This is a genomic window from Pantoea sp. Cy-640 (assembly GCF_011752635.1).
Taxonomy (GTDB): Bacteria; Pseudomonadota; Gammaproteobacteria; order Enterobacterales; family Enterobacteriaceae; genus Pantoea; species Pantoea dispersa.
Window position 1 is genome coordinate 384992 of sequence record NZ_VWXB01000004.1, and the last position, 16261, is coordinate 401252.

The 16261-nt window shown below is 58.3% G+C and carries 14 protein-coding genes; 5 read left to right on the top strand and 9 right to left on the bottom strand.

Annotated elements, in window-relative coordinates; genetic code table 11:
- Positions 1 to 4: 4 nt before the first annotated feature.
- Together zapD and coaE are read right to left on the bottom strand one after the other, a co-directional pair.
- On the bottom strand, positions 5 to 748 hold the full coding sequence (gene zapD / locus F3J36_RS13260; RefSeq protein WP_132466698.1) for a cell division protein ZapD: 744 nt from the start codon (positions 746 to 748) through the stop codon (positions 5 to 7).
- A gap of 4 nt (positions 749 to 752) precedes the next feature.
- A complete protein-coding gene (coaE, locus tag F3J36_RS13265) occupies positions 753 to 1361 on the bottom strand; it encodes a dephospho-CoA kinase (RefSeq protein WP_088516649.1) in 609 nt (202 codons plus the stop codon).
- A gap of 207 nt (positions 1362 to 1568) precedes the next feature.
- Here coaE and F3J36_RS13270 point away from each other — a divergent pair, with 207 nt between their 5' ends.
- The gene (locus F3J36_RS13270; RefSeq protein WP_021507548.1) at positions 1569 to 2609 is read left to right on the top strand and encodes a GMP reductase; all 1041 of its coding nucleotides are present in this window, start codon (positions 1569 to 1571) and stop codon (positions 2607 to 2609) included.
- A 30-nt stretch (positions 2610 to 2639) separates the two neighbouring features.
- Here the strand turns inward: F3J36_RS13270 and hofC are convergent, their stop codons facing one another.
- From hofC to nadC, 4 genes are all read right to left on the bottom strand, one after another.
- The gene (hofC, locus tag F3J36_RS13275) at positions 2640 to 3839 is read right to left on the bottom strand and encodes a protein transport protein HofC (protein ID WP_166719850.1); all 1200 of its coding nucleotides are present in this window, start codon (positions 3837 to 3839) and stop codon (positions 2640 to 2642) included.
- Positions 3832 to 5220: a type II secretion system protein GspE gene (gene gspE, locus F3J36_RS13280; protein WP_166719851.1), complete on the bottom strand. Its 1389-nt coding sequence runs from the start codon at positions 5218 to 5220 to the stop codon at positions 3832 to 3834. Before gspE ends, hofC begins: the two co-directional genes overlap by 8 nt.
- The gene (ppdD, locus tag F3J36_RS13285; protein ID WP_021507545.1) at positions 5213 to 5662 is read right to left on the bottom strand and encodes a prepilin peptidase-dependent pilin; all 450 of its coding nucleotides are present in this window, start codon (positions 5660 to 5662) and stop codon (positions 5213 to 5215) included. Before ppdD ends, gspE begins: the two co-directional genes overlap by 8 nt.
- A gap of 176 nt (positions 5663 to 5838) precedes the next feature.
- Complete coding sequence (gene nadC / locus F3J36_RS13290; protein WP_166719852.1) at positions 5839 to 6735, bottom strand: carboxylating nicotinate-nucleotide diphosphorylase; 897 nt, start codon at positions 6733 to 6735, stop codon at positions 5839 to 5841.
- Between the two features lie 182 nt (positions 6736 to 6917).
- On the opposite strand from nadC, the gene ampD reads away from it, so the two are divergent.
- Both ampD and ampE read left to right on the top strand, forming a co-directional pair.
- Positions 6918 to 7469 carry a 1,6-anhydro-N-acetylmuramyl-L-alanine amidase AmpD gene (gene ampD, locus F3J36_RS13295; RefSeq protein ID WP_166719853.1) on the top strand — a complete coding sequence of 184 codons (552 nt, stop codon included), beginning with the start codon at positions 6918 to 6920 and terminating at the stop codon, positions 7467 to 7469.
- Between the two features lie 16 nt (positions 7470 to 7485).
- A complete protein-coding gene (gene ampE / locus F3J36_RS13300; RefSeq protein ID WP_031279700.1) occupies positions 7486 to 8340 on the top strand; it encodes a beta-lactamase regulator AmpE in 855 nt (284 codons plus the stop codon).
- Here ampE and F3J36_RS13305 read toward each other — a convergent pair.
- The 3 genes from F3J36_RS13305 to aroP all read right to left on the bottom strand — a co-directional run bounded on the left by F3J36_RS13305 (position 8322) and on the right by aroP (position 12188).
- The gene (locus tag F3J36_RS13305; protein ID WP_125308869.1) at positions 8322 to 9275 is read right to left on the bottom strand and encodes a family 43 glycosylhydrolase; all 954 of its coding nucleotides are present in this window, start codon (positions 9273 to 9275) and stop codon (positions 8322 to 8324) included. The two genes, ampE and F3J36_RS13305, sit on opposite strands and share 19 nt — an antisense overlap.
- Positions 9272 to 10678, bottom strand: coding sequence for a glycoside-pentoside-hexuronide (GPH):cation symporter (locus tag F3J36_RS13310; RefSeq protein ID WP_166719854.1), 1407 nt, complete (start codon positions 10676 to 10678; stop codon positions 9272 to 9274). The genes F3J36_RS13305 and F3J36_RS13310 overlap by 4 nt, the downstream gene beginning before the upstream one ends.
- A gap of 154 nt (positions 10679 to 10832) precedes the next feature.
- Complete coding sequence (gene aroP, locus F3J36_RS13315) at positions 10833 to 12188, bottom strand: aromatic amino acid transporter AroP (protein ID WP_058759500.1); 1356 nt, start codon at positions 12186 to 12188, stop codon at positions 10833 to 10835.
- 512 nt (positions 12189 to 12700) lie between these two features.
- Between aroP and pdhR the strand changes: the two genes are divergently transcribed.
- A complete protein-coding gene (gene pdhR, locus F3J36_RS13320; RefSeq protein ID WP_021507539.1) occupies positions 12701 to 13465 on the top strand; it encodes a pyruvate dehydrogenase complex transcriptional repressor PdhR in 765 nt (254 codons plus the stop codon).
- Positions 13466 to 13591: 126 nt separating this feature from the next.
- Complete coding sequence (gene aceE / locus F3J36_RS13325; RefSeq protein ID WP_021507538.1) at positions 13592 to 16258, top strand: pyruvate dehydrogenase (acetyl-transferring), homodimeric type; 2667 nt, start codon at positions 13592 to 13594, stop codon at positions 16256 to 16258.
- The last annotated feature ends 3 nt before the right edge of the window (positions 16259 to 16261 follow it).

The window sequence follows — 16261 nt, forward strand, 5'->3', positions numbered from 1 at the left end:
TCCTCTAACAACAGGCTAATTCAAAATTCAGTCGCGCCGGCACTTCGCCGCGTTCGCTATCGAGCGGTAAAAAGCGGATGGCATAGCGGCTTTTATGACCAGAGACCTGCGGATAGAGCGCATCTTCCAGCGTCAGCTGCAGGCGCAGCAGGTCGGCCCCTTCGGCGTTATCCTGATAAAAGCCGTTGAGGCTGGTCTGATGGCGAAACACGCCCGACTGACGAATCAGGTTGAGGATCATCGTCAGGCTGTTGCGCAGCGGATCGAGCGAGGCCAGCCAGCTATTCACCAGGGTATCGCGCAGCGCCTGTGGCTGGTGCAGCCAGATGTGTAAACCCGGCAGATCAAAACTGCAGCAGCCGCCGGGAATGCTCAGGCGCTGACGTACGGAGGCAATCAGCCGGTCTTCGCGCAGCTGCTGACCCATGCGCGGCGCGGCCATCAGCTCGCTGGACTGTTGCTTTAGTTGTTCGCGCAGCTGGCTGACGGTGTGTTCATCGACACCCGGCACATCCAGCCAGGCACGCAGTTTTTGCTGCTGACGCTCCAGCTCTTTTAACAGCTCGGTGCGCATATCGCCGCGTTCGAAGATATCCAGCAGGTCGCCAATAATACGAAATACACCCAGTGCGGCAACCGAGCTGTTAACCGGCAGCGTTTCGTGCAGCTGGTTGATCAAAAACTCCACGCGCAGCCAGGTGCGCATTTTCTCATTCAATGGGTGTTCAAACAGAACCACTGTGCTCATGATATTAATCCCGTCCGGTTGCTGCCAGGCGTAAATAGCGCTGGTGAAGTTCAGCAACGCGCGGCAAAGCCTGTTCCGGCGTGCCGCTGTTATCAATGATGTCATCCGCGCAGGCTAAACGCTGCTGACGGCTGGCCTGCGCGGCAAGAATCCGTTGCGCCTGGCTGAGAGAGATACCATCACGCTGGCGGGTGCGCTGCAGCTGCGTGGCCTCATCGACATCCACGACTAATACCCGGTCAGCCTGATGCTGCAGACCATTTTCTACCAGCAGCGGCACTACCCACATGACGTAAGGCGAAGCTGCCTGCGCCTTCAGCTGCTGGGTACGGGCGTTAATCAGCGGATGCAGCAGTTGATTGAGCCAGTTTTTCTCTTGCGGCTGCTGGAAAATAATTTCCCGCAAACGCGCGCGATAAAGCGTGCCTTCTGCGGTCAGAATCGATTCTCCGTGGCGTTTCACAATCGCATTGAGCGCAGGTGTGCCCGGTTCAACCACCTCGCGGGCAATCACATCGGCATCAATGATGTCGACGTTCAGCGCGGCAAAAGCGTTAGCAATGGTGCTTTTACCACTACCAATGCCGCCGGTCAGTGCAACGGTAAAAGGCATAGCGTTCTCTCAACATTTTCTCATCTGCCGCAGCGTGATGAGAGCCCGATCACAATCGGTTTTCTCAGCTAAATTTAACGGATTGTAGCTTAAATAAAGTGAAATTCGCAGTCTTGTCGCGGAACGAATGGCGCGTATGATAACGACACTGGAGCCGTGAGCGCTACCCGAACTGCGGTTCGTCGTCACTAACCAGGACACTCTGCTATGCGTATCGAAGAAGATGTAAAACTGGGCTTTAAAGATGTATTGATCCGCCCGAAACGCTCCACGCTGAAAAGCCGTTCTGAGGTTGAGCTGGAACGCACGTTCACCTTCAAACATTCAGGCCTCGCCTGGTCCGGCGTTCCGGTGATTGCCGCCAACATGGATACCGTCGGCACCTTTACCATGGCCGAAGCGCTGGCTGGCTTTAACGTGCTGACTGCCGTTCACAAGCACTACAGTGTTGAAGCGTGGCAGACCTTTATCCAGCGTGTACCGGCCACGGTGCTCAGCCACGTGATGGTCTCCACCGGCACCTCAGAAGCAGATTTCACAAAGTTAAGCGCGATCCTCGCACTGTCACCCCAGCTCAATTTTATCTGTATTGATGTGGCAAACGGCTACTCCGAGCACTTTGTTGCCTTCCTGCAGCGCGCGCGGGAAAGCTTCCCGGGGAAAACCATTTGTGCAGGGAATGTGGTGACCGGTGAAATGGTCGAAGAGCTGATTCTGTCCGGTGCCGACATTGTGAAGGTGGGAATCGGTCCGGGTTCGGTCTGCACCACGCGCGTCAAAACCGGCGTTGGCTACCCGCAACTCTCCGCGGTGATTGAGTGTGCTGATGCGGCGCACGGCCTCGGTGGGCAGATTGTCAGTGACGGCGGTTGCGCCGTGCCGGGCGATATCGCCAAGGCGTTTGGCGGCGGGGCCGATTTCGTGATGCTCGGCGGCATGCTGGCGGCACACGATGAGTGCGAAGGCACTCTTGTTGAAGAGCAGGGCGAGCAGTTTATGCTGTTCTACGGCATGAGCTCCGAATCCGCGATGAAACGTCATGTGGGCGGTGTGGCGGGCTACCGCGCCGCAGAAGGTAAAACCGTTCGTCTGCCGCTGCGTGGACCGGTCGCGGAGACGGTGAAAGATATCCTCGGCGGACTGCGTTCGGCCTGTACTTACGTCGGCGCAGAGCGCCTGAAAGAGCTGACCAAGCGCACCACCTTTATTCGTGTAGCAGAACAGGAAAACCGCGTCTTTAACCGCTGATGTGCCGTAACGGGCGCCGCGTGCGCCCGTTTAACGTATGGCGTCTCCCAGACCAAATACCGGCAGATACATGGCAATCACCAGCATGCCGACAATGCCGCCAATCACCACCATCATTAATGGCTCCAGCGAAGCGGCGAGGCTGTCTGCGCGCGTCAGCGTTTGCGCTTCGTGCCACTCCGCCAGTCGCGCCAGCATCACATCCAGCGCACCGGCCTCTTCACCAACGCGGATCAACTGAGCGCACAGCGGTGTAAACAGCGGATGTCCCTGTAGCGCCTGATGCAGCGGTGCGCCAGCGGCAATGTGCTGCTGTAACGCCACGATGGCATCGCGCCACAGTCGCGCGGCCAGCGTCACTTCCACCGCCTGCAGGCTTTGCAGCAGCGTCAGCCCGGCCTGCTGCGTCAGTTGCAGAATCGCGTATATCTGGCTCAGCTGACCGCCGCGCCACAACGGGGCCAGCAGCGGAAGCCGCAGCAGCCACTGCTGGCTGCGCTTTTGCCACGGGACGGAGCGCCGGTAGGCCAGACGCGCCAGCCACCCGGACGCCACACCGCACAACAGCAGCGGCAGCGCCGCCTGCTGCAACAGCGCCGACAGCGCCATCACGCCAGCGGTAAAGGCTGGCAGCGGTGCGTCAAAACTGGCGTACACCGCAACAAATTCCGGCAGTACAAACAGCAGCATCCCGGCGCTGACCGCCAGCGCCACCAGCAGGATAAACAGCGGATAGCGCAACGCTTTCACTACCTTCTGGCGCAGAAACTGTTGCCTGCTCTGCTGTAGTGCCAGCTGGCGGCAGCACTCGTCCAGTTGCCCGGTCAACTCACCCACCTGCATCAGTGCCGGAAACAGCGGCGGGAAGATATCCGGCCAGGCACGCAGCGCCTGAGAAAACGGCTCTCCGGCCATGACCCGCTGTTGCAGAAGGCTCAGCAGCACGCGCCAGCCTGCATGAGGATGGCCGCTGGCCAGCAATGTCAGACTCTCCGCCAGCGGCAGCCCGGCTTTCAGCAACGTCGCCAGCTGGCGCATCAGGTCAATTTTCTGCTGCCACTTCCAGTCGCGTACGCGCCAGCATTTCCCGCGCTGCCAGCTCACCACCAGCATGCCGCGATCGCCCAGCTGGCCGAGCAGGGCATCCTGCGTGGGCTGCAGCGACTCGCCCTCCTGCAGCAGGCCCATGCTGTCCAGTGCCTGCCAGTGAAACTGGTAGCGATTAGCCATTGCCAAGGCCCACCACGCGCTGCATCTCCTCGAAAGAGGTGTCGCCGCGGCTCACCGCCTCCAGCCCGGCGGTCAGCAGCGTTTTCATTCCCTGCTCCGCGGCCAGCGTCAGCAGGTGCTCCAGCGGCATATCAGCCGAGATGGCGTTCTGCAACCTGCTGCTCATCGGCAGGATTTCAAACAGCGCCAGGCGGCCGTAGTAACCGGAGAAGCAGTGATCGCAGCCGGGCGCACGCCAGGTTTGCAGCGTGCCGGGCCACATGTCGCCGGGCAGATGGGCAATCGCCTGGCCCGGCTGACGGCAGTGCACGCACAAACGGCGCACCAGCCGCTGCGCCACCACCAGCTGTAACGCCGGGCCAAGCAGATAGCCGGGAATGTCCATCTGCCGTAAGCGGGTCAGGGTTTCGGCCGTCGAGTTGGTGTGCAAGGTTGAGAGCACCAGGTGTCCGGTCTGCGCCGCTTTTACGGCGATGCTGGCGGTTTCAGCATCACGGATTTCGCCGATCATAATGACGTCCGGATCCTGCCGCAGCAGCGCGCGCAGGACGCGGTTAAAGTCGAGACCGCTCCGTGGCTGTACCTGCGTCTGGTTAATCCCCTGTAGCGGAATTTCCAGCGGGTCCTCCACGCTGCAGACGTTTTTCTCCGGCACGTTGAGGGCGCTCAGGCTGCTGTACAGCGTAAAGGTTTTGCCGCTGCCGGTTGGGCCGGTGACCAGAATCAGCCCCTGCGGTTTGGCCAGCGCGTTTTTCAGCAGACGCAGCTGTGGTACCGGCATGCCCAGCTTATCGAGCGCAATGGCGCTGTTTTCGCTTTGCAGCAGGCGCACCACCGCTTTTTCCCCCTGGCTGACCGGCAGGGTCGACAGGCGGAACGCCGCCGGTTTGTCATCCATCTCCAGACTGAACTGGCCATCCTGCGGCAGCCGACGCTCCGCGATATCCAGACCGCCGAGAATTTTCAACCGTGCCAGCACGGCGGCGGGTGGGGCATCCGGTAACTGCGGCAGCGGATGCAGCACGCCGTCAATCCGCAGCCGTACGCGCAGCCCGTGACGCTGCGGTTCAAAGTGCACATCGGAGGCGCGTCGCTGTATGGCCTGGCGCAGAATCTGATCCACCGCGTGAATGGCGGACTCGGCGCTGGCCTGTTCGCGCGGTGCCGCACTGCTTTCTGGCTGGTGCAGCAGCTGCTCCAGCCGTGCGGCGGGCCAGCACTCAACCTCGACTGCGCACTGGCTGGCAAACTGCAGCGCCTCTAACAACAGCGGGTCTGGCGCGTCCGCGACCGCCACGCGCAATTGCGTGGCGTCATGGTGCAGTATCACGGCCTGATAGCGGGCACACAGCGCCTGCAGGGCGCTATCCGGCTTATCCATTGTTTTCTTCCTTGTCGGCAAAGCGGAACTGCTCAAGACAGCTGTCGCGCAGGCTGGCGTTGTCGCTGGTGCAGCTGCGTTGCCAGCTGAGTGCGCCTTCCGCCGCATTCCATATCGGCAACATTGCAACGGTTAACCCCGTCAGGCTCTCCTGGCCGGTCAGCGTAATGGCACCATTCACCACGCTCAGGTTCGCCACATAGCGCGAGCCTTTGGCGGCGGGAATACCGCGCTCGCCGGCCTGACACTGCGCCGGTCCGCCGCGCTCAATGGCGCACAGCTCCACGGCAGTCTTATAGGGCACCATGGTTTGCAGCATGTCGGTCAGCGCGGCACGTTGCAGATAATTTTGGTAAGCGGGCAGGCCAATGGCGCTGAGGATGGCGACGATACCGATAACAATCATCAGCTCGATCAGGGTAAAACCGCGTTGTTTATCCATAATGAGGCTCCTTGTTGTGGAGCCGCAACGGTAAGAAAGGGCGGGGAAAAGCGGAAGGGGGCGTGTTTCAATCGCGGAAAGAGGCGCGCAGACAATCTAGCGCGTTACAGGCGAAGCCACATGATGATGGAAGCCGGCTCGCATTTTGCCGCCAGCACCGGCGGCGTAGCTATACGTCAGACTTCGCGAAAACGCATCGACAGATCGAGCGCCTGCACGTGCTTAGTCAGCGCGCCTACCGAGACATAATCCACTCCGGTGGCGGCAATCTGCGGTAGCGTCGTCTCCGTCACGTTGCCGGACACCTCCAGCAGCGCGCGCTTCGCCGTCAGCGTAACCGCCTGCTGCATCATCGCCAGCGTGAAGTTATCCAGCATGATGATGTCGGCACCGGCCGCCAGCGCCAGCTGCAGTTCGCTGAGATTTTCCACTTCCACCTCGACCGGCACATCCGGGTGCAGCCACAGGGCTTTCTCCACCGCTTTACTGACCGAACCGCTGGCAATGATGTGGTTTTCTTTGATCAGGAAAGCGTCGGACAGGCCCAGGCGATGATTCTGCCCGCCGCCACACAGCACCGCATACTTGAGCGCGGTGCGCAGGCCAGGCAGGGTTTTGCGCGTATCCAGCAGCTGGGTATTGCTGCCAGACAAGAGCGCCACATAGCGGTTCACGGCTGTCGCTACGCCGGAGAGCGTCTGCACAAAGTTTAACGCGGTGCGTTCTGCCGTCAGCAGCAACCGAGCAGGTCCCTGTATTTCAAACAGTAGCTGATCGGCCACCAGCGGTTGGCCGTCCTCTGCGTGCCAGGTAATGGAAACGTTATTGCCCAGCTGGATAAACACCTCTTCCACCCAGCGTTTACCACAGAAAACACCGGCTTCGCGGGTGATAACGCGCGCTTCAGCCTGCGCCGCCTGCGGCAATAGCTGGGCGGTGATGTCGCGGTCAGCGTCAACGTCACCACCTAAATCCTCCTGGAGCGCACGTGCCACGGTTTCCGGGATATCCAGCTGAATACGTTTAAGCAATTCCTGACGACGATGTTCGGGATTATAACGACGCGACACCATGATTTTGCGGCTCCACCCTGCGGATTACGTGCGCTCACCTTAGCCTGATTTTGCAGCTATTGCCAGACACGCCAGGTGAAATGTTTAGTATCCTTAACTTGCTGATGCCATAACGCATTAAGTCACAAGCAGCGAGGTGGAATCATGGTATTCTCAGCCAGATTTTGTTCAGGATAACAGGCATGAAACTGGAACACGGCTGGATCACGAGCGCACGCAAGGTGCCGTCGCCGCACTTTAATGCGCGGCCGGATAACGAAGCGCCGTCGCTGCTGATCATTCATAACATCAGTCTGCCGCCGGGCGAATTTGGCGGTCCGTGGATTGACCGGCTGTTCACCGGTACGCTACCGGCTGATGCGCATCCCTATTTTGCGGATATCTCCCAGTTACGCGTGGCGGCGCACTGTCTGATTCGCCGTGACGGTGAGCTGGTACAGTATGTTTCCTTTGACCAGCGCGCCTGGCATGCCGGCATTTCGCAGTTTGCCGGACGGGAAAACTGCAACGATTTTTCTATGGGCATTGAGCTGGAAGGCACTGACACGCTGCCCTACACCGATGCCCAGTACGCTACGCTGCAGCAGGTTACCCGCCTGCTGATGCAGCATTATCCGCTGACGCCGCAACGTATCACCGGTCACAGCGATGTTGCGCCGGAACGCAAGACCGATCCCGGTCCGGCATTTGACTGGATACGCTATAAACAGGCTATCGGGCAGGAGCACCCCTGACACCGCAGGAGCAGGTATGACGTTGTTTAGTTTGTTGTTAGTTTTGGGTTGGGAACGTCTTTTTAAATTAGGTGAACACTGGCAGCTGGATCATCGGCTTGAGCCGCTGTTTCGCGGTCGCCAGCGCTTCTCGTTGCTGCGTACGCTGCTGATGACCGTGATCGCCATGCTGCTGGTCTGGCTGGTGGTGTGGAGCCTGAAGGGCATTCTGTTTGGCGTGGCGCAGCTGCTGTTCTGGATTGTGGTCGGTTTGCTGTGCATTGGTGCCGGCTCGGTGCGGCTGCATTACCACCAGTATCTTAAAGCGGCGAGCCACGATGATGAAGCGGCCCATCAGGCGATGGCGGCAGAGCTGACGCTGATTCACGGCGTGCCGGTTGACTGTAGCGAGCGCGAATTTCTGCAGGCGCTGCAAAACGCGCTGATCTGGATTAATTTCCGCTTCTATCTTGCGCCGCTGTTCTGGTTTGTCGTGGGCGGCCCGTATGGGCCGGTGCTGCTGGTGGGGTATGCGTTTCTGCGCGCCTGGCAGAGCTGGCTGGCAAAACACCGTTCCCCGCTGGAACGCGCACAGTCCGGCATCGATCGCATTCTGCACGTGCTGGACTGGATTCCGGTGCGGCTGGCCGGTGTGGCTTATGCGCTGCTGGGCCACGGCGAGCGTGCGCTGCCGGCATGGTTTGCCGCGCTTAGCGATGTGCATCGTCCACAGTATCAGGTGCTGACCAGCCTGGCGCAGTTCTCGCTGGCGCGCGATCCGCATCTGGATAAAGTGGAAACGCCACGGGTTGCCGTGGCGCTGGCCAAACGCGTTTCGCTGGTGCTGGTCGTGGTCGTGGCGCTGCTGACTATCTACGGCACGTTAGTGTGATCGGCAGGCGGCACGCCGAAATCCGGTGTGCCGTCTTCGCGCCAGGCAAAATATTTAAGCCGCGTATGGCGGTTGGGATCCCACAGCGGATCGCCCTCAATTTCGGTGTAATTCCGTGCGTGATACACCAGTACATCCCGTCCTGCTTCATCCACGGTAAAACTGTTATGCCCCGGACCGTACTGGTGATTATCCCAGCTGGTGGCAAATACCGGCCGCGCCGATTTATGCCATGCGCTGATGTCGAGCGGATCGGCCTGCGCGTCAATACTCAGTATGCCGAGGCAGTAATTTTCATCCGTGGCGCTGGCTGAGTAGGTGACAAACAGCCGCTCGCCATGACGAATCACCGCCGGTCCCTCATTAACGCTAAAGCCGGCACACTCCCACTCATACTCCGGCCGGCTGAGCATCAGCGGCTGGGTTTTCAGCGTCCACGGATTCAGTAATTCCGCCAGATACAGGTTGGAGTTACCGGGAATGGCCGGATCTTTTTGCGCCCACAGATACCAGTTTTTGCCCTGATGCACGAAGTGGGTGGCGTCAAGGGCGAAGGTATCGAGGTGGGTTTGCACGCGGCGGCACGGCTGCCAGTGACCGCTGAGCGGATCGGCATCATCACATACCAGCGCGTACATACGGTGCTGAAACAGCCCCTCTTTGATTTCGCGGGACGGCGCGGCGGCAAAGTAAATCACCCACTGGCCATTAATCAGGTGCAGTTCCGGTGCCCAGATCAGGGCGCTGCAGGGACCACTGTCCGGTTTATGCCACACGGTTGTGGCCGGGGCGGTAATCAGGCCGTTAAGCGTGCTGGCATAGCGCAGCTCCAGCCGATCATACTCGGGCACCGAAGCGATAAAGTAGTAGCCATCGCCGTGGCGCAATATAAACGGATCGGCACGTTGCGTAATAAACGGGTTAGGCCAGCTCATTTAATTTCTCCTGGTTGTGAGGTTGCGCGGCAAACAGGGGCGGACAGGTCATGGAAGTTGGCGCGACGCAGCGCGAGATCCTGCTGGATGGTGCGCATCAGCGCGCGGTCCACTTTCAGCAGGCGCACCACGCCGGCGGTGATCAGATAGCCGACGCCGGGGATCAGGGTAAACAGCAGCACAATGCCGTTGAGCGCGCTGGCAGACTGCTGTTTCGCCGCTGCGTCATAGCCATACATCGACAATAAAAACCCGACCATGGCACCCGCTACCGCCAGTCCGACCTTGAGGAAAAACAGGTTGCCGGAGAAGCTGATCCCGGTGATGCGTTTACCGGTTTTCCATTCGCCGTAGTCATCGACATCAGCCATCAGCGACCAGTGCAGCGGCGACGGAATTTGGTGCAGGATGTTCAGCAGGAAATAAGCGATCACCACGGTGACGGTGGCGTGCGGATCGATCCAGTAAAAGCCGCTGGAGAACAGCGCCAGCGCAATGTTGGTCCAGAAAAACACCTTCAGCTTGCACCAGCGATCGGTGAGAACTTTCGCCAGTGTGCTGCCAAGCATCATGCCGATGACGCCCAGGCTGATAAACAGCGTCGCAAAGTGCGTCGACTGGCCCATCACCCAGGTGACGTAATACATGGTGGCGGCCATGCGAATAAAACCGGGACAGACATTACAGAACGTCAGCAGCAGAATGCGCACCCACTGATCGTTCTTCCATACATCGCGCAAATCTTTCTTCAGATCATCGTTGCTCGGTACCGCCGGACGAATACGCTCGCGCACCGTGGCAAAACAGAACAGAAACATCACCAGGCCAATCAGCGCCAGCACGCTCATCGCCAGCTGATAGCCGCGCGCTTTGTTGTCGCCGCCAAACCACTCGGCCATCGGCAGCAGCGACAGCGAGAGGATCAGCGTGGCGATGCCCACCATGACAAAGCGGTATGACTGGCAGGAGACGCGTTCACCGGGATCATTGGTGATGACGCCGCCCAGCGAGCAGTAAGGAATATTGATGGCGGTGTAGGTCAGCGACATCAGGAAATAGGTGACAAATGCCCAGATCACCTTGTTGTCGTAGCTCCAGTCCGGGGTGGTAAACATCAGCACGCTGAACAGCACGTAGGGCAGCGATATCCACAGCAGCCACGGGCGAAAGCGTCCCCAGCGGCTCTGCGTGCGGTCGGCAATCGCGCCCATTATCGGGTCGGTCACTGCATCCAGCACCCGTACCGACAGCAACAGCGTGCCGACCAGCGCCGGAGCAAGGCCAAATACGTCGGTGTAGAAGTAGTTGAGGAACAGCATGATGGCACCGCCGATCATGTTGCATCCGGCGTCACCCATGCCGTATCCCAGTTTTTCTCTGAACGAGAGGGCTGCTCCTTTCATCAGTCGTCTCCTGCGACAAGTGGAGCAAAAATTATCAGCGTTAAATCAGTAACCTGGTGGGGAACAATCGGTCAGGATGATGGACAAAATACGCGGGCGGGGAAAAGTGTGAAGCGGATCGGCCCGGCAGCAGCGTGCCGGGCCCGGTGAAGCATCAGGCTTTCTGTACCCGATTTTTAACGGTATAACCCACGGCCAGCACCAGCAGCCACACCGGAATCAGCCACACTGAAATCGCCATACCTGGCGTCATCAGCATGATCACCAGAATGGCCGCCAGGAACAGCAGGCAGATCCAGTTACCCAGCGGATACAGCACCGCCCTGAAACGGGTGGTCACGCCCTGCTGGTCTTTTTTCTTGCGGAATTTCAGGTGCGCGAGACTGATCATCGCCCAGTTGATGACCAGCGCGGAGACCACCAGCGACATCAGCAGGCCGAAGGCTTCGCCCGGCATCAGATAGTTAATCAACACGCACAGCGCAGTGGCGACCGCCGAGACCAGAATGGTCGCCACCGGCACGCCACGACGGTCCACTTTCAGCAGCGCTTTTGGCGCGTTGCCCTGCTGAGCGAGGCCGAACAGCATGCGGCTATTACAGTAAACGCAGCTGTTATACACCGACAGCGCGGCGGTCAGGATCACCACGTTGAGCGCATTCGCCACCAGCGCATCGCCCAGTTCGTGGAAGATCAGTACAAACGGGCTGGTCTCTTCGGTGACGCGCGTCCATGGCAGCAGGGAGAGCAACACCGCCAGCGAGCCGATGTAGAAAATCAGGATACGCCACAGCACCTGGTTGGTGGCTTTAGGGATGCTCTCTTGTGGATTGTCGGCTTCTGCGGCGGTGATACCCACCAGTTCAAGGCCACCGAAGGAGAACATGATGATCGCCATCATCATTACCAGCCCGCTGACGCCGTGTGGCAGGAAACCGCCCTGGTTCCACAGGTTGCTGACGCTGGCCTGTGGGCCGCCGTTGCCGCTAAACAGCAGCCAGCCGCCAAACAGGATCATACCGATGACCGCCACCACTTTGATAATCGCGAACCAGAACTCCATCTCACCGAACACTTTGACGTTGGTCAGGTTGATGGCGTTGATCACCACAAAGAAGATAGCCGCAGTGGCCCAGGTGGGGAATTCCGGCCACCAGAATTGAATATATTTGCCGACGGCGGTGAGTTCAGCCATCGCCACCAGCACATACAGCACCCAGTAGTTCCAGCCGGAGGCAAAGCCGGCAAAGTTGCCCCAGTATTTATAGGCGAAGTGGCTAAAGCTGCCGGCCACCGGCTCTTCCACCACCATTTCGCCGAGCTGGCGCATGATCAGGAAGGCAATAAAACCGGCGATGGCATAGCCGAGAATCACGGCCGGACCGGCCGATTTAATCACTGATGCGCTACCCAGAAACAGACCGGTACCGACGGCACCGCCCAACGCAATCAGCTGAATATGGCGATTTTTCAGGCCGCGATGCAGCGTTTCGCCATGCTGTTGTTCCATACAAACCTCATGATGTTGTTATTGTGCACCTGCAGTGCGCGCACTGTAAGGCTGTTCTATCTGTGTACGTTTTTCTTTACGGTATCCGGCGGGCTGTGTGCAAGCCTGAGCTACCCTGGCGACCAGAATAGTGATAAGCGCGCCGCTTTGCACCTGCTTTTGCTTTTTGTGCTGAGAGATGGCTGAAAAAGCAGCAGCATCCTCTGCGCTTCCCTTGCGCTATTTCTGCCATGAATAAGGCTTAAACACGAATAGCATTCGCTTATGGCTACGCAGCCTGGTGTGCGCTAATGCAGTGTAAGGTTTGGTAAAAGTGAAATCTGTTAACATTTGCCGGGCTGAGACGCTTTTCTGCCAGATCCCGGTAAGTTAGCGCACGGTAACCGGTGTCTGCGGTGAAAGTGTGCGGGGGGCCATATAGACACAAGGTGAATACTTTGTTACTTTACGGGCACCATTTTTCAATTGGTATTACCAATTTACTCCGGACGTTTGGCTCATAAGAAGGGATGATGGCCTACAGTAAAATTCGCCAACCCAAGCTCTCCGATGCAATCGAACAGCAGCTGGAATCCCTGATTATGGAAGGGACGCTCCAGCCGGGTGAAAAACTGCTTCCCGAGCGTGAACTGGCCAAACAGTTTGATGTCTCACGTCCATCGCTGCGCGAAGCGATCCAGAGTCTGGAAGCCAAAGGCCTGCTGCTGCGCCGTCAGGGTGGTGGCACCTTCGTACAGCAGAATCTCTGGCAAAGCCTGAGCGACCCGCTGGTCGGCCTGCTTGCTGAACATCCTGAATCCCAGTTTGACCTGCTGGAAACCCGCCATGCGCTGGAAGGCGTTGCGGCCTACTACGCTGCGCTGCGCGGCACCGATGAAGACCTGCAGCGTATTCGCGACTGTCACGTCAACATCCAGCAGGCGCAGGACAGCGGCGATTTAGATGCTGAGGCCGATGCGGTCATGAAGTATCAGATCGCTGTCACAGAAGCCGCCCATAATGTGGTGCTGCTGCATTTGCTGCGTTCGATGGGCCCTATGCTGGAACAGAACGTCCGTCAGAATTTCGAATTGCTCTACGCTCGCCGCGAAATGCTGGCGAAAGTGAGCGGTCACCGCGCCAGTATCTTTGAGGCGATTGTGGCTCGTGAGCCAGAACAAGCACGCGAGGCATCCCATCGTCACCTGGCGTTCATTGAGGAAATCTTGCTGGACAGAAGTCGGGAGCAGAGCCGTCGTGAACGCTCCCTGCGTCGTTTACAGCAACGTAAGGAATAACGCACGGCAATGAACGTGCGACATAAACGACGGGCCTGTCTTCTTGTGCTGTGAATCAGAAGCAAAGCACAAGCAGACAGGCTCCTGATAATTCAACGTATTAGACACAGATAAGGAATACACCCCATGTCAGAACGTTTACAGAATGACGTGGATCCGATCGAAACTCGTGACTGGCTACAGGCGATCGAATCGGTCATCCGTGAAGAAGGTGTTGAGCGCGCGCAGTATCTGATTGATCAGGTATTGAGTGCTGCACGCAAAGGTGGTGTGAAAGTGGCAGCGGGCGGCAACGCCGTCAGCAACTACATCAACTCCATTGCGGTCGAAGATGAGCCGGAATATCCGGGGAACACCTCTCTTGAACGTCGTATCCGTTCCGCAATCCGCTGGAACGCCATTATGTCGGTTCTGCGTGCGTCGAAGAAAGATCTGGAGCTGGGTGGTCACCTGTCGTCTTTCCAGTCTTCTGCCACCATTTATGAAGTGTGCTTCAACCACTTCTTCCGCGCGCGTAGCGAGCAGGATGGCGGCGATCTGGTCTATTTCCAGGGCCACATTTCTCCGGGCATCTACTCGCGTGCGTTCCTTGAAGGACGCCTGACTGAAGAGCAGATGAACAACTTCCGTCAGGAAGTCCACGGCAACGGTCTCTCTTCCTATCCGCATCCAAAACTGATGCCGGACTTCTGGCAGTTCCCGACCGTGTCGATGGGTCTCGGCCCACTGAACGCCATCTATCAGGCGAAGTTCCTGAAATATCTGGAACACCGCGGCCTGAAAGATACCTCTAAGCAGACCGTTTACGCCTTCCTTGGCGATGGCGAGATGGACGAACCAGAATCCAAAGGGGCGATCACCATCGCTACCCGTGAGAAGCTGGATAACCTGGTGTTCATCATCAACTGTAACCTGCAGCGCCTCGACGGTCCGGTCACCGGTAACGGTAAGATCATCAACGAGCTGGAAGGCATCTTTGCCGGTGCTGGCTGGAACGTGATCAAAGTGATCTGGGGCGGACGCTGGGACGAGCTGCTGAAGAAAGACACCAGCGGCAAGCTGATTCAGCTGATGAACGAAACCGTTGACGGCGACTATCAGACCTTCAAATCACGCGACGGTGCGTACGTGCGCGAGCACTTCTTCGGTAAATACCCGGAGACCGCAGCGCTGGTGAAAGACTGGTCAGACGAAGAGATCTTCGCCCTGAACCGTGGTGGTCACGATCCGAAGAAAATCTACGCGGCCCTGAAGAAAGCGCAGGAGACCAAAGGTCAGCCAACGCTGATCCTGGCGCATACCATCAAAGGCTATGGTATGGGTGACACCGCGGAAGGTAAGAACATCGCGCACCAGGTTAAGAAGATGAACATGGATGGCGTTCGCTACATCCGCGATCGCTTCAACGTGCCAGTGGCTGACGACAAGATCGAACAGCTGCCGTATGTGACCTTCGAAAAAGGCTCAGAAGAGTACAACTACCTGCACGGCCAGCGCGAGAAGCTGGGCGGCTACCTGCCAACCCGTCAGGCTGAGTTCAGCGAAAAGCTGGAAATGCCGGCGCTGGAAGAGTTCAGTGCGCTGCTGGAAGAGCAGAGCAAAGAGATCTCTACCACCATCGCCTTCGTGCGTGCGCTGAATGTGATGCTGAAGAACAAGTCGATCAAAGATCGTCTGGTGCCGATCCTCGCGGACGAAGCGCGTACCTTTGGTATGGAAGGTCTGTTCCGTCAGATTGGTATCTACAGCCCGAACGGCCAGCAGTATACGCCGCAGGACCGTGAGCAGGTTGCTTACTATAAAGAAGACGAGAAAGGCCAGATTCTGCAGGAAGGGATCAACGAGCTGGGCGCAGGGTCTTCCTGGCTGGCGGCGGCGACCTCTTACAGCACCAACAACTTGCCGATGATTCCGTTCTACATCTACTATTCGATGTTTGGTTTCCAGCGCATCGGCGATCTGATGTGGCTGGCAGGCGACCAGCAGGCGCGCGGCTTCCTGGTGGGCGGCACGTCCGGTCGTACCACGCTGAACGGCGAAGGTCTGCAGCACGAAGATGGTCACAGCCACATTCAGTCGCTGACTATCCCGAACTGTATCTCTTACGATCCGTCTTACGCGTACGAAGTGGCAGTCATCATGCATGACGGTCTGGTACGTATGTACGGCGAAGCGCAGGAAAATATTTACTACTACATCACCACGCTGAACGAAAACTACCACATGCCTGCGATGCCGCAGGGTGCGGAAGAGGGTATCCGTAAGGGTATCTACAAGCTGGAGACGGTAGAAGGCAGCAAAGGCAAAGTGCAGCTGCTGGGCTCAGGTTCTATCCTGCGTCACGTGCGCGAAGCGGCACAGATCCTGGCGAAGGATTACGGCATCGGTTCTGACGTCTACAGCGTAACCTCGTTCACCGAGCTGGCACGCGACGGTCAGGATTGTGAGCGCTGGAACATGCTGCACCCAACGGAGACTCCACGCGTACCGTACATCGCTCAGGTGATGAACGACGCGCCGGCGGTGGCATCGACCGACTACATGAAGCTGTTCGCAGAGCAGGTTCGCAGCTACGTGCCAGCCAGCGATTATCGCGTGCTGGGTACCGATGGTTTCGGCCGTTCAGACAGCCGCGAAAACCTGCGTCACCACTTCGAAGTGGATGCGTCATACGTAGTGGTTGCAGCCCTGGGTGAACTGGCTAAACGCGGCGAAATCGAGAAGAAAGTGGTGGCGGATGCGATCGCGAAATTCAACATCGATGCCGATAAAGTTAACCCGCGTCTGGCTTAAGAG